This window comes from Oxynema aestuarii AP17 (assembly GCF_012295525.1).
Classification (GTDB): Bacteria; Cyanobacteriota; Cyanobacteriia; order Cyanobacteriales; family Laspinemataceae; genus Oxynema; species Oxynema aestuarii.
In genome coordinates this window covers 971,309-986,009 of sequence record NZ_CP051167.1, presented here as the reverse complement: position 1 = coordinate 986,009, position 14,701 = coordinate 971,309, and the positions used below count along the sequence as shown (strand labels likewise).

General features: G+C 43.9%; 7 protein-coding genes. 4 read left to right on the top strand and 3 right to left on the bottom strand.

Annotated features, from left to right (window positions below):
* Positions 1–65: 65 nt before the first annotated feature.
* Positions 66–368: an NfeD family protein gene (locus HCG48_RS03900; RefSeq protein ID WP_168567987.1), complete on the bottom strand. Its 303-nt coding sequence runs from the start codon at positions 366–368 to the stop codon at positions 66–68.
* A gap of 324 nt (positions 369–692) precedes the next feature.
* Here HCG48_RS03900 and HCG48_RS03895 point away from each other — a divergent pair, with 324 nt between their 5' ends.
* The 4 genes from HCG48_RS03895 (at position 693) to HCG48_RS03880 (ending at position 7,152) form a co-directional block, all read left to right on the top strand.
* Complete coding sequence (locus HCG48_RS03895) at positions 693–2,471, top strand: hypothetical protein (RefSeq protein WP_168567986.1); 1,779 nt, start codon at positions 693–695, stop codon at positions 2,469–2,471.
* Between the two features lie 10 nt (positions 2,472–2,481).
* Entirely contained in the window at positions 2,482–3,981 is a 1,500-nt protein-coding gene (locus HCG48_RS03890; protein WP_168567985.1) for a DUF1822 family protein, read from the top strand.
* A 75-nt stretch (positions 3,982–4,056) separates the two neighbouring features.
* Positions 4,057–6,321: a CHASE2 domain-containing protein gene (locus HCG48_RS03885; protein WP_168567984.1), complete on the top strand. Its 2,265-nt coding sequence runs from the start codon at positions 4,057–4,059 to the stop codon at positions 6,319–6,321.
* A 27-nt stretch (positions 6,322–6,348) separates the two neighbouring features.
* A complete protein-coding gene (locus tag HCG48_RS03880) occupies positions 6,349–7,152 on the top strand; it encodes a DUF928 domain-containing protein (protein WP_168567983.1) in 804 nt (267 codons plus the stop codon).
* Between the two features lie 16 nt (positions 7,153–7,168).
* Here HCG48_RS03880 and HCG48_RS03875 read toward each other — a convergent pair whose 3' ends face one another.
* Both HCG48_RS03875 and HCG48_RS03870 read right to left on the bottom strand, forming a co-directional pair.
* Positions 7,169–9,964: a CHAT domain-containing tetratricopeptide repeat protein gene (locus HCG48_RS03875; protein ID WP_210437166.1), complete on the bottom strand. Its 2,796-nt coding sequence runs from the start codon at positions 9,962–9,964 to the stop codon at positions 7,169–7,171.
* Entirely contained in the window at positions 9,916–14,493 is a 4,578-nt protein-coding gene (locus tag HCG48_RS03870) for a two-partner secretion domain-containing protein (protein ID WP_168567981.1), read from the bottom strand. Before HCG48_RS03870 ends, HCG48_RS03875 begins: the two co-directional genes overlap by 49 nt.
* Between the last annotated feature and the right edge of the window lie 208 nt (positions 14,494–14,701).

Sequence of the window (14,701 nt, the reverse complement as noted above, 5' to 3'; positions counted from 1 at the left end):
CAAAATCAATTGAAAAATTTTTGAAATTTTTTTTGAAACCCCGAGTGCCGGAACGGGCGATCGCCTTACTCTGGCTGGGATTGAGGGGTTTTATCTCTCACCGAAAATCGCGTGGGTTCGACCAATAAAGTAATGTTGTGCTGACCGACGACCCGAACCAATTGACCGGGAGAGATGACGGTTTCTTGCAAACAGCGTGCGGGCCACCAGGAACAACGAAACTGCACCCGACCCAATTGATAGGGGTAAATCGGTTCGTCCACGATCGCGATCGAATCGAAATCGGACGGGTTCAATTCAGAGGATGGGTTCGATACCGGATGCTGGAACAAAGATCGGGTCAGCCACTGCCAAAAAGTAGCACTCATGAGGGTCAACCTCCGTTTCTGTCAAAGTTTTGCCGCGATCGCCCCCAAGATGCACCCGAATCGACGAACGAGAACTGCGAACGTTTAACGTTTGGCGATCGTCTTTGAAAACTTTATTGGGATCGTCCGACAGTCATCATGCAGTTTTCCCCCTCGATCGATCCGGCGCCCCCTCTTGTATAACCCCTTCATCTTGCAAAATTGAGGGGAAAAATTCCGTCAAACTGCATAATTTAACCCTTGCTCTTCCAATAAATCAATGGCAGGCTTAAAGCTATTGAGGCCACTCAAGTATCCCGGGTTATATACAAGAGTCACTTAAATATGGTCTACTTTCCAGAACCGCGTCACTTCGCCGAACGATTTACAAGCGTTTTGGCATTCACGAGTGAAGGAGGGCGTCTCATCCCACGATTGCAGTCCCAACCTCGACTGCGGCGGAATTTCGAGCTTTATCGAGCCAATCATCCCGAATTCGCGCTGCTGTGCGATCGCCCCTCCCATGAAGCCGAGACCGAATTAGCCCTCTTTTGGCGCGATCTTGCCATTAACGGCAGTCCGGACGATCGAGAAGCATGGGAATCTTTTCGCCGGGAACAACTGGCGATCGCCCATTTAATTAGTTTTTTTGAACGAACTTGCTGCCAAGTTGTTAATCAGTCAGCCTCTCATTGCCCCGAACTTCCCATTGAAGATTCTCTAAGTATTCTGCGAGGAACGGTCGGTAACGAGCAACAGTTAAAAGAGTGGCTTGAGAAATACGATCCCCAACGAGGAGCCCTTTTAGAAACCTATATTCATCAAATTCTACGCAATACGCTCAAAGCTGAATTGAATTTTGGGCGCGTCTCCAAATGGAGACGGTTTTATAAAACCAGTGAAGAAGATCTCAAATATGCCTTAGAAATGAATGGTTATAGAGAACCACAAATCACCCAATTTTTGTGGGGACGTAAGATTTTCAAAAAAGTTTATCTCATCAATCATATTCAATCCCCCACCCGCATCTCAGGAAGTAAATGGCTCGAACCCAAACTTGAAGATTTTCAAGAAGCTGCCAATTGTTTTAATGCAGAACGAATCTTACCTTCAGTTCCTTTAGAAATTTCTTCTTACTCCATCGATCTCAGTGCCTTACAACTCAAAAGATGGATGGAAAATTGTTGGGAAAGCTTGCGGCAAACCAATTCAAACACTCTAATCTCTACTGCGGAAATCCCCGATCTAGAAACTCCAGACAGTCCAGACAGTCTAGACACTCTAGAAACACCTCCATCATTGTTCTCGGGATTTAGTGATTCTCAATTAGAACAGGAACTCAACCAGTGTAAAAATATTCTTAAAATTCAAATTGGTAAATCAAGCATTCCCGTCGATCCGGATAAAGTTTTATTCCTTTATTATGGAATCAACTTAACTCAATCGGATATCGGCAAATGTCTGGAAATCCAACAATATAAAATCTCTCGGTTGGTGGCTAGGTATAAAAGGCGATTGGCAAAGTGCTTAAAACAATCTAGCAACCCCGATGGATGGATTCTTCAGTATGTGCGTCGCTGGCTGCGATCGAAGTATCCTACAGCCGATCGCTCCGATTTGATTGAGAAGGCGTTAATTGAAGCAGTTGAGGCTTTAGACAGTGAAGACCGTCGGTTTTTAGGCGATCTGCTAAGACGCGATCCCTCTTTTTCCTCGGGTTTTCAAGAGGAATCACTAAATTCTGAAGAATTAGCTACACTGGAAAAAATCGAAAATCAATTAAAACAACAACTTTTGTACGAACTAGAAGGATGGATCGATCGATATATCAATTCTTGGTTGGAGTGTTTTTATCGAAATGCCTTGAACACTTTGTTACAGGAAGTCACGAACAGTGATTTACTCGAAACTTTGACAATAGAAAATGGATCGGGGTTATCCCACCAAGATGGCAAAGCCAAAAACTATAACACATCAATTTCCTTAGAAGTTTTGGAATTATATCTCCAAAACTGGTTGACGCAAAATCTAGGTGTTTATATAGAAAATTTGAAATCTTGGGAAAAAATATCCCGAATCCTTTCACAATGGCTAGAACAACAAGATTGGAATCAATACTCATAAGGGGAGAACTATGTTGAAAGATCGTCGCACTCATACGGGTAGAGAAACTCATACCTTTTCGATTTCTATTCCTAAAATGATTAGGGAAACAGGATGGCAACTGGCTCAAAATCAATCTAATCCATTAAGTCGTTACACGGCTTATCTCAATCGAATTTGTCTCGATACTTTATTACCATTTTTTCACGAATGGACGGAGGAAGAAGGACTAGAAAAGCCTTTGAAATGGCCCCGGGAAGAGCAATTATTTCAGTCTTTAGAATTTGTCTCTGGAACTGCATTACAAATTGGCGAGATTAGAATCGTGTTAATTCCTTACGAAATTGAGGAATGTAGGGAGTTTGTAGTTCCTCAAGAATGGGTAGATTGTCCCGCATATTGTGGAGACTACTATTTAGCTGTTGCCGTTAATTTAGATCTCGAAGAGCAAGAAAACTGGCTGAAGATTGAAGGGTTTACCACTCACCAACAACTGAAAACAGTCGCTCATCATAGAGAGAGCGATCGCACGTACACGATGGAATTCAATGCATTAGTTCGCGATTTAAATCTTATCGATTTAACGGATAACTTAAAAGTTCGCGAACCTCTCCCCGATCTCCCTCAGATCGAGCCTGGAGAAGTCGAGCAGTTATTAAATATGTTGGGCGATGCAGCTCTCTATTCTCCTCGGCTTAGAACTGATATTTCTACCGATAAATGGTTGAGCTTGATAAATCATTGCAGCTATCAAAAAAAACTTTACGCTCGCAAGATGGGAGAAGATTTAACTGAGAAAAACAACTCTACAGAACCGATTACTTTAAAAAAGTGGTTGGGGGCGATCGCCGAAGAAACTCAAAAAATATTAAAAGAAGGATGGCAATCTTTTGACAGCTTGTTTGAACCTCTAGAACCTAGTCCCGTTCGCGGTCATTTAAGTATAGACAGACACTTAACAGAACCAATTGACTCAAAATCGGAAGCTGCTATTTCGCCGATTATTTCTTTACTAGAACCCTATCAAAAGAAAAACTTACGCTATCATGCGGCAGGAGTTTTAGGAGAAATCGGTCGGGGACATCCAGAGGCGATCGCCGCCTTAAGCGATCTCCTCAAGATAGAAAAAGATGAGGAAATGCGCTGGCAAGCTGCTTTAAGTTTAGGAAAAATAGATCCGGGAAATCCAATATCGGGAACTAAGAAAGCAAAATTAATCGATTTGGGTTTACGCTTACATGCTCGTGAAATTGCCTTAATTATTGCCATTATTCCCAAGGATGAGGAGCGATTAGGAGTTTTCGTGCAGGTGCGATCGGTCAATGAAGAGTTGCCTACTGGATTAAAATTGAGTATTCTATCAGAGACTGGAGAAGTTATTCCTAAGTTAGAGGTTGAAGCTCGCAGCGATACGGCAGGAGAAGGAAAAGATAATTCAATCCAACTCCGTTTTACTCCACCCTCGGGAACGATATTTCAAGTTCGAGTGACGTCGAACGATCGCGAATTCACTGAAACGTTTATCGCCTGAGTTCAGAAGGTTAAAGGGTTCATTATGGTCACGATCGCTTTTCTCAAAGTCGATACGGGGAATTTACAACAGGGATTGAGTTTTTCCGTTCAAATAGAGCAGAATGGACGCTTAATTTTCGAGCGATCGCAGGCCAGACTTGCGCCCAATTCCGAACTGCAGATGCTCTATGAAACTTGGTCAGACAAATTTGTCACTCTCAGACATCTTCGAGGGTGGGAGATTGACGAAGCCTTACCCACAAATAGTTCGGTTAAAGACGATCGCGATGCCTGTTTGGACTTAGTACGCCGAACAGAAGCTAGTCTGAAAAACTGGCTCATTGAAGGGGGGAACGAACATTGGCGAACGGTTCGTGAAGAATTGAAAAGCCAATTCAAGATCTATAGCCATGAGTTTTATCTTGTCATCAAAACCAATGACAAGCTTTTGTGGAAATTACCTTGGTATGCTTGGGATTTATTAGAGCAGTATCCCGATGTTGGCATTGGCTTTATGTTGCCCGATTTCCAAGCTCCTTCTGGAGGGGCGATCGCCCATCACGAACGTGTTCGGATTTTATCGATTTTAGGCAACGATCGCGGTTTAAATTTATCGCCAGACCGCGAAGCTATTCAAGGGTTAACAAATACCGAGCCGCATTTTTTGGATAAGCCCAGTGCTCGCAGTTTAATTGAAGCCATTCGAGATAAAAGAGGTTGGGATATTCTCTTTTTTGCCGGACATAGTGAAAGTCTGGGCGATCGCGGTCGAATTTATATTAACGAACGGGAATCGTTGGAGGTATACGAGTTTAAAAATGCGTTGCAAGCGGCGCGCGATCGGGGTTTAAAATTAGCAATATTTAACTCCTGTCAAGGTTTAGCATTAGCCAACGAATTAGCCTCTTTAAAAATTCCGGCGATCGTCGTTATGAAAGAAGCGGTACCCGATCGTGTCGCCCAACGGTTTTTAAAAGAGTTTTTGACCGAATATTCGAGTGGCAAACTTTTACAAACTGCCGTCCGTAAAGCGCAAGAGGCATTAGAAGCGGAAGGAAAAGAGTTACCCGGCGCCACCTGGTTACCCATCGTTTGCCAGCATTCCGGTCAGTTTACTCCCCGATGGCAAGATTTATTAAGTACGCGCCGATATCGGTATCCGAAGTGGCGATCGCGCCGTATTTTACGTAAACTAAAAACGGCGGCAATTGCCAGTCTTTTAGTTTCACTGGGAGTCATCACCATTCGCTCTTTTGGCTGGTTGCAACCTTTAGAAATGTGGGCTTACGATCGCGCCCTCCCGTTACGATTAGCCGAAGATCCAGACGATCGCATTGTACTCGTTACAATTACCGATGACGATTTAGAACGTTTAAATGAAGGCGAGAGTATTAGTGACGCAACGACTTTAAAAATTCTTCAAAAAGTGAACCAATATAAACCTCTAGTAATTGGATTAAATATTTATAGAGACCTAGAATCATCGCCAGGTAGATCGGAGTTAGAAAAATATTTTCAAGAATCCAATAAAAATATTTTGGGGGTTTGCCATTTTGAAGACTCTGATAACTACACCGGAAGTCAACCCCCACCTGGATTAGATCCAAAACGTTTAACTTTTACAAATTTTAAACCCGATTCGGATGGAGTCATTCGTCGTCATTTATTAAACATTACACAAAACGGATCGAAAAACTCCTGTACGAGTTCTAATTCTTTAAGTTTTCAATTAGCTAGATGGTATCTTTGGCAAAAAAATAAAAAAATAGATCGAAACAATCATAACGATTCAGTCATTTTATGGGGGGATACTGAAATTCAGCTACTACCACTCGATCGCGCGATCGGAAGTTATCAAATTCATGACGGAAAAGGCTCTCAAATTTTACTCAATTACCGAGCAGGAGATCCATTTATAGAAAAAATCAATTTAGAGCAGCTTTTTAACGAAAAAAATATAAATATATTCAGCAATAAAATTGTTATTATTGGATATTTATCAGAAAAAATAAAACAAGAATTCCACGATTTAACGCCATACGGAGAATGGCCATCTCTACTGATTCATGCTCACAAAACTAGTCAATTATTGAGTGCAGTAGAAAATCGACGACCTTTACTGTATTTTATGCCTCCTTTTTTCGAGCATCTTTATATTTATCTATTAAGTTTAATAAGTGCAATTTTTGTTAAATTTTTCAAATCAAAAATTATCAAACAAATGAAAATTTCTTTGGTAGTATTGTTTCTAATGATTAGCTATGTTCTATCTTTAAATTTTGGTTTATGGCTTCCTTTTATTCCTGCCTTGTTTTCTGTTTTGGCAACTTTGATGTATTTAAAATACAGTAAAAAATAATTTTTCTTGTAATCGGAAGGATAAGAAATGAAAACCAAAGTCAATTTCGTTGTTTTATTCGCCACTTCTTCTTTGAGTATATTAACTTATTTAGTCGGTATTTCAGCCGGAAACATCTTTGGCAAAACTAGCAATAATTTAAACAACTTCTATAAAAGTGAAGAACCTCCACTTTACGATCCTCCAGATAGAGGAAAACCTTCAAATACAACTAATGGTTCCGAACGAGGTGATTGTGAAGAATTGGTTGCGTCGCCAATTGCACTAACTCCTTTGACACCAGATAATCAAGATCCGGGAATATCTCAATTACCTGAAGGTTTTACCTATACAATGGGTTGGACAATCGAAGAGTACCCCACTTTTTGGGTTTATATTCCTGAAATTTCTTCTAATATTAAAACAGCTCACTTGAGAATTATAAATCTGATTGAATATCCGATTGAAATTGCATTACCTGGAGAAGTGGGTATTTTTTATTTTCGCTTACCACTCGGTAAGCCTTTACCGATAGGTAATGAATACCAATGGTACTTTTCTTTAGTTTGCGATCCGACAAGTCCGGCTAAAAATCCAACAGTTAATAGTTGGATCGAACGGATCGATCCGACTCAATTACAACAAGAATTAGCCCTCAGTGATGATGAAGAATCGCATATTTACGCGAGAAATGGAATTTGGCACGAAACCATCGCTCAATTAGCGGAACAGAAGTGCCAAAATCCTCAAGATCCGATGGTGTCTCAAAACTGGCGTGAATTTTTAGTCCAAGTAGGATTTGAAGAAATTGCAAATGAGACCTTGCATTGTTCTCCCTTAGTGGTGAAATAAATAGATTGGGGAGGCTTCAAGAATTAAAAAGGCTTTCCCAATTCCCAACTAAAACATAAGGAGCCCAAAATAATGGATCGTCATAGATATATTCCTGTTCTAGTAATTTAATTTGGCTTTGGCGGAGTGCTTCAGCTTTAGTTAATCCTCGTTCGATTAAATTTCGGTAAAATTCTTGCATGAGTGTTGCTGTTGAGGTATCGTTAACAGTCCATAAAGAAGCCAAGGTACTGCGTGCACCAGCTCTAATGGTTACCCCTGCAATTCCTAATGTCGCACGGTTATCATTTTTAGCCGTTTCACATGCACTCAAAACCAGTAATTCTATCGGTCTGCGATCGCCTCTTTGCAGTAAATTACTTAATTCTTCTAAATCAATAATTCTGTCGTCCTCATTACTTGAAGGATCGGGATAAACAATTAGAAATGTTTCTTGAGGATTAGAACTGAACTGACCGTGAGTTGCTAAATGCACAATTGGGTAGTCTGAAAACTGCGTTGCGTTTTCTAAACTATTTAAGGTTAAGTCTTGGTCTAATAAAACTTCTGATTGAATGATTTCTTGAATCGTTTGAAGTTCATTTTTTACTGCAGGTAATTCCGGTAAGTTACGAAATTGTGGATCTACAGAAAGTCCCCCCAGAAGTGTAGTTAAGTTTTCGGGGGGTTGAGAGACGGGAATATTTAAGTTCAAAGATAGGGCGATCGCATATTTTTCAATTAGATATTGCTCTCCGTCATAAAGACTCCCTATGGGAATACTTCTTAAGTTCCCATCGAGAACAAAAACCAGTGTTATCGTTTCGTCATTCAAGATATTCTGTTGTTCGCCGGGAGCAATTAACCAATCATAAATTTGTCGAGCAATATTTTTACCTTTTTGACTAAAACCTTGCGTTTCTAATTCTATGCGGAATTCTTTTAAACGAGATTCTATCGATGCTTCCTCAATCAATTGAGGGGGATAATGATATAATTTCCCTCCTTCTAATTCGACAATGACTTCCAAACGATCGCGCAAAATAATGGGGTAAATAACAGCAGTTCCTGGCGGGATAATCTTTTGGGGTACGACCGTTGAATCCAAGCGGCAATTGAGATAGTTTTCTAATTGAGCCAGTTGTAATTTATCAATTTGTTCGCGGGCTATATTTAAGTTTTCTGTTTTCGGATTTTTCAAAAGAAGATCGACGAAATCTCGATAAACTTGTTCGACATTATCTCGAAATGAAAATTGAATATCTGGATCGATTTTAAGCAGATCGTTACGAAGAATATCGAGGTCTTCAATCGCTTTTTGATAATAGGAGATCGCCCCTTCTCGATTCCCTTGACTCGCCAATAAGCGTCCCAGTTGCCATTTCCACTGATAAGCCAGATCTCGCGCTGCTATAGCTTCAGAATCTTCAAGTGCTTGTTCGGTAAGCTGCTTAGCTTCTTGCCAATTTTTTTCGGTTAATTCTTGAGAGTTACTGGCATAAAATTCGTAATACTTAGCTAAAGTTCCTTTTGCTGTAGAAATGAGCCGTTGATGATTTAGGGTTTCCGCATCTTGTAAGGCGGTAATGATGAGAGTTTCAAGTTCTTTGTCGGACAAAAAATTCAAAGCAGGGCGATCGTTTTCTTGTAATGAATTGCAGTTCATTAAACTGCACGCCAAATCAAGCCTCACTCGAACTAAAGTAGCACTGGAGTTTAAAGTATTTAATTCAGATTGGATAGTTGCAACTAAATCGCTAATTTTCTCGTCATCGATCGCGAAATCATCGGACAAATAAGATTGTAAAATACCGAGATTGGCTAAAACTTTTAATAATGGCTTATCGGCAGTTATAGTTACTTTTTGATAGAGCTGGACTGCCTTTTCTAAAGTTTGTTTTGATTCTGCTTCTAAACCGTAGTTTTTTTGGCGATTGGCTAAAGCTGCAAGGGTATGTCCTAATTGTAGGAAATTCAAACTTTGTAATTCCGATGAATTGAGGCGATCGCTTAATTTCAGACTCTCATTCAACACCCATTCCGAAGCTTCCAACTGCCCGATCGCCCGTAACGCATTGCCCAAACTTCGTAAGCCAAGCGCCCGCAATTCCAAATTTTCAATTGCTTCAAATTCTGCGACAAATTCCTTTAATTCAGCCTCACCTTTCGGTAAGCGATCGCAGGTTTTCCCTGGCACTCCCAACCCCTTCAATAAACTATTGCAAGAACGCCGATAATGACCCATTTGCTCTAAGGCTAAGGCTTGATTAATTTGCGTTCCCAAAATGCCTTTCGTATCATTTACACTAGCGTAATCCTGCTCGGCTTGCTCCCAAGTTTCAAAAGCGGATTCTGCTTGTCCGACTTGTAATTGATACTGTCCTTTTGTATTGAGCGCGAGGGCGCGAGTTTGCCTTTCGGCATCGGTTCCCCCCGTTAGGGGAAGGGCTTCTAAACTGGATAAAATTGACCGTTCGGCAGCTTGCCAATCCCCAATTTTTTGATAAACTAAGGATAAATAACTCGACGCGATCGCCTCATTCAAAACTTTTCCCTGTTGACGATATAAGTCGCGGGCTTGAGTTAAAGCCGTTACCGCATTTTGATAGTCTCCAGTCTCGTAAAATTCTCGACCGCGTTCGACCAACTCCGAACCCTGTTGGGAAATATTCGGAAGTTGGGAAACTTGGGTGGGATGAGCCGAATGAGCGAGGATAGAAACCGGAGTGATTCCCGCTAACAATAAACCGAGAAGACTCCAAATTAAATATGTTTTTACTCGCTTTAAAAAGGAGTAAAATTGACGGAGAAATGCACCCCATTTTCTTGCCATGTCCGTTCCCTCGAATCGATCTCTATTAACGGAAGTCCCCAATCTAAACGAGCTTGAAATTTATTGCTCAGTTGTAATTGTAAACCCAATCCGGTTGAAATCAACGTGTTACGATCGCTCTGTGGACGATCGCCTTCATCCCAATTCCAACCGACACCGAAATCGACGAAGGGAATCAGGCTCAAACTGCCGCCCAAACGGGGAAATGACCATAAGGGATATTGCAATTCGACGGACGCCAAAACGCCATTATCAGTTAATAAAGAATCTTGACGATAACCGCGCACGCTATTCGACCCGCCGATTCCGAATTGTTCTAGGGGGAGTAAGGCGCTGGTGGAGAGCTGAACGTCGCCGCGAACGAGGAGTAAAGGAGCGCGGCGACCGGGTGCGGGATTGTCTTGCAAGCGCCGCACCCACTGTGCTTGTCCCCGCCATGCGAAAAAGCGGCTATCGGGTCCGTCGTCGTTGGTGGTGGCGTCGAATACGCCCAATCCGAGGCTAAATTCGGAACGAGCGGCGAAAATTTGGCGGTTGTCTTGTCGTAAGGCTTCTTGGAAAAAGCGCAAGGCGGAAATTCGCGTTTCGCCGTCGCTTTCGGCGCCGGGAGACAGGGGAAAATCGACGCCTAAAATCGAGGTTTGGCTTTCGCGACGGGAAGCGGTGAGACCGAGGGCAATTTCAGTTCGCACTAAGTCTCGCGCTTCAGATAAAGGAAGGTCGGGATTGCGGGAGGCGATCGCCTGGATCACGGGTTGACGGTAAGTGATTTCGTAATTACGCGAATCGGCTTCGATGTCAAGTTCGTTAAAGGGTTTTTCGACAATTTCGCTGGCTCCTCGGCTGTAGAGGAAGCTGAGGCTACCGTTACGGGAGTTGACGGGCAGGGTGTAGGCAAAATCCCAGGTGTTGCTACCGTCGGTGTTGGCATAGTTGACGGTGGCGAGTCCGGCGAGTCCGAGGGGGTTGTATTGGCTGAGTTGGGCTTGGCGGCGAAAACTGCCGACGGAGGGGACGCGTCCGTTATCTAAAGAGAGTTGAGAGCGCCAGGGGTTCGCTTCTCTCACGCGGATTGTGAGGAAACTGGTTTGGGGGCGGACGCCTTCGGAGAGTTCGGCGGAGAGGCTTTCGATGCGCGGGTCGAATTGCAGGGTGTAGAGGGCTTCGAGGAGGCGATCGCGGTTGAGGAGGTCGCCGGATTGAAGTCCGAGGCGGTTCTCGATATATTTGGTGTAGGCGGAGCGGTCGCGATCGATCGCCTGGATATCGATTTTGGCGAGACGGTTTTCTAAAACTTGGACGGTGACGATACCGTTGCGGACGGTTTGGGGGGGGATGACGGCGAAGGTAGCGAGGTAGCCGCGATCGCGGTAGAGTTGTTCGAGTTGCGATCGCACTGCGTCGAGTTCGGCTAACGTGAGAGAGCGATCGCGGTAGGCGGCGCCGATTTCGGCAAGTTCGTCTGGGGTAAACGCACTGCTATTTTCAATTGCAAACTCCCTCACGGGCAAGGTTACGGCGGTTACGGCTGTGGTTGGGCTGTCGGTCGGATCGAGGGTTTTTGTAGGGACGAAGGGAGGACAGGCAGGAGATAAAAAGGGAGACGGGCGATCGATCGCACTTGTCGTGGAAATGAGGCGGTATTCTCCGGTCTCGCTGCGTTCGATCGCGTTGGCTTGCTGGGGTAAGTGAGATGAGCGATCCTCGGGATTTGGAGGGGAATCGCTGCGGTTTTCGGGCAGTTCGTCGGTGAGACTCCAATCTTCCCAGGGGGCGATCGGGTCGAGGCGATCGCCTGGAGATTGCGGAATACCGCCTTTTCCGGTTTCGAGATATTCGCTGCCACGGGCCAAACGGCAGGGGTCGCGATCGATCAGTCCGGCGACATCGACGATTTCTTCTTCAAATTCCACCGTCCCGCGATTGGGGTCGATATCGGGGGTGTTGAGTCCAATTTCACCGCTTAAGGTCGGATCTGTGCGCGAAATTGCCGTCAGATCGCTCGTTTCGGGTAAATCTGTGGTGGGATCGAATTGGCTCAAGTCCCCGTCGAACAGCCGATCGAGTTCCTCCCGCGATCGCACTTCCAGTCCGAAAATACCTTGTGCGGAAATTCCAATGACCCCACCCCGACCTTCAAAAGCATTGGAAGAGATATCACTATTTTCTAACGCAGCAATAATCTCGGTGTCGAGGTCGATATTGCCTCCATTGCCTGGAAAATCTGCCGTTCCCGCCGTGGTCGAGAGTTGACTTTGACGGCGCAAAAATATACTGCGCGATCGCACGATAATATCTCCCCCTTCGCCGGAAGCGGTTTCTGCGGTCAGTCTTCCTGTATCGAGGCGCAATTTGGGGGTAATCACCGTTAAATCCCCCGCCGAACCGCCACCGGATGCCGCATCTACTGCGACTTTGCCCCGTTCGGCGATCGTTAATTCCTCACTTTCGATTTGCAAACCGCCTGCATCGCCACTATTCCCGGTGACCACAGTAATCCGGCTGGGTAGAAAGCCGTCCGCATCTTGTGAGGGTCGAGGTTGCTGTAGGGGGAATGCAGATCGTCCCGTGACCGTAACGGATTCGTTCGCATTGACCGTCACGGACCCCCCTCGTCCGTCGGTAAATGTATCGGCAGAAATTGCCGCCCCTTCTCGTACAATGAGGCGATCTGTTGTTACGGAAATATCGCCTGCATCGCCTTGATTCGTGCTATTTTCTCCTATCTGTTCCCCCGATTGTGGATCGAAAATTGGGAAGGGTTGAGACTGACTAAAAAGTCCACTAGGAATACCCGTTGCATCGGTTCCAACTAATTCTATAGTTTCCGAACTGGTGACATTTAAATTACCTCCCCGTCCGGAACCGACTGTATTCACCGAAACTTGAGCACCTCCTAGAATGCTCAAGTCTTCAACATTAATATCGATCTGTCCTCCCGATACATCTGTTGTTGTTAATGCTGTAATTTCTGCGCGATCGCCGAGGCGTAGAAATCTACTAATAATCTGGATATTTCCCGCATTTCCCGTTGCTGTAGGGGTGACAAAAGTAGCGATTCGACTCCTTGCAAAGCTCCCTTCAGGATTAGTAGCAACTCCGCTTATTTCTAAGACTTCGCTATTGGCGATCGTGATATTTCCTGCATTGCCAATGGCGGAAGTTGCCGCAGAAATCGTTCCTCCTTCTGTTATCGAGAGGCGATCGCTCGTAATTTCAATATTACCTGCATTGCCCGTTGCTAATATTGGCGCATCGGGAATCGGTTCGACAATACTGGTGATACTACTCAGACCTGCAATTGAAAACCCACTAATTTCTATCTCTCCCGCCCGAATTTCTAGATCGCCTCCTCGACCTGCTGCAAAAGTGCTGGTTGAAATTTGCCCGCCATTTTGGAGGCGGAGGCGATCGGCTTCTACCCTCAAATTTGCTGCATTACCATTGCCCTCTGTTTGTCCGAATAAACCTGCTGCAAAAAAAGGATTGAAAGGCGCATTTGGAGGTAAGTTTGGAGGGGTTGGTAATTCTAAAAATCCGCTAATTTCGATATCTCGGGCTTTAAAAGTTAAATCTCGTCCGGGTAGGGATCCATAGGTACTACTCGTAATTCCAGAATTCTCTACAATTAGACGATCGCCCCGTGCTTGAATTGCTCCTCCACTCCCCGGTTCATCCATCGGCGATCGCGGGGGAGCTCCACTTGCATCGACTATTGAATTTTGGAATAATTCAATATTGCCAAATTGCCTCACCCCATTATAATTAAAAGAAAAACCCCCAGAATTGGGAGTTAAATCGATCGTGCCATCGATCGCACTACCGAGCTCAATTTGTCCCTCAAATGCTGTAAGATTTCCATTTTGAAAACTCAGATTTCCCCCCAATAATCCTAAGCTTCTCCCCGGGGCTACGGCTAACCCTAAAGGGGCGCCGATACTATTCGGCGGCAATCCGTCCGGTCTAACTTGAGAACGATTAATTATCGTCGCTGAATTATTTTCAAACTGGAGTTGACTGGGTAAACTAACGGTTAAAATAGGATTTTCTATAACTGGATCGGTCTCGAAAAAACTGCCATCTTCAAAACCAACTCGATTCGCTGTAGTCGCGAAGAAGGAACCGCCAATCTGTAATTGAGCGTTACGTCCGAAGATGATTCCATTGGGGTTAATTAAAAATAAATTAGCGAATCCATTTGCGGCGATCGCGCCATCAATATTAGAAATAGAATTCCCAGTAATTCTTGAAAAAATTGTTTGAATGCTCCGAGCATTATTAAAAAATACATTTCCTCCCGTTGGGATAGAAAATTCATCAAAGCTGTGAAAGAGATTCGCCCCTCTCGTCGTTCCTCCATCAATTTGGAAGTTATTGCGATCGGAATTAACAACTGAATTTTCTGGAAGCGTAGAATCGGGGATAATTTGCGCGATCGCAGGTAATGCATCCCCCCAAAAAGCCCCAATCAAAAGACTTCCAGAAATCCAGCAAAAACGAGATAGCTTGGTTCTTTTTTCAGCTCTCATAGTTGATGCACCCCAAACATCTATCCATCTTCAATCAGCCAAATTTCTGTAGGGACACGGCAATGCCGTGTCCCTACCTTTGCTACAAAAATATTACAATCCTTCTGTAAAGTTAATACAAATTGCCCGGACAGTAAACTTAATTGTAGATACCATTTCTTATGTTAGCAACCTAATGAAAAATTAGTTAGTAGTGATTTTAAAGATA

Bases quoted from the DNA above. Each gene is read 5' to 3' on its own strand.
- HCG48_RS03895 (WP_168567986.1), top strand. From the start codon at position 693: ATGGTCTACTTTCCAGAACCGCGTCACTTCGCCGAACGATTTACAAGC.
- HCG48_RS03870 (WP_168567981.1), bottom strand. From the start codon at position 14,493: ATGAGAGCTGAAAAAAGAACCAAGCTATCTCGTTTTTGCTGGATTTCT.
- HCG48_RS03875 (WP_210437166.1), bottom strand. From the start codon at position 9,964: ATGGCAAGAAAATGGGGTGCATTTCTCCGTCAATTTTACTCCTTTTTA.
- HCG48_RS03880 (WP_168567983.1), top strand. From the start codon at position 6,349: ATGAAAACCAAAGTCAATTTCGTTGTTTTATTCGCCACTTCTTCTTTG.
- HCG48_RS03900 (WP_168567987.1), bottom strand. From the start codon at position 368: ATGAGTGCTACTTTTTGGCAGTGGCTGACCCGATCTTTGTTCCAGCAT.
- HCG48_RS03890 (WP_168567985.1), top strand. From the start codon at position 2,482: ATGTTGAAAGATCGTCGCACTCATACGGGTAGAGAAACTCATACCTTT.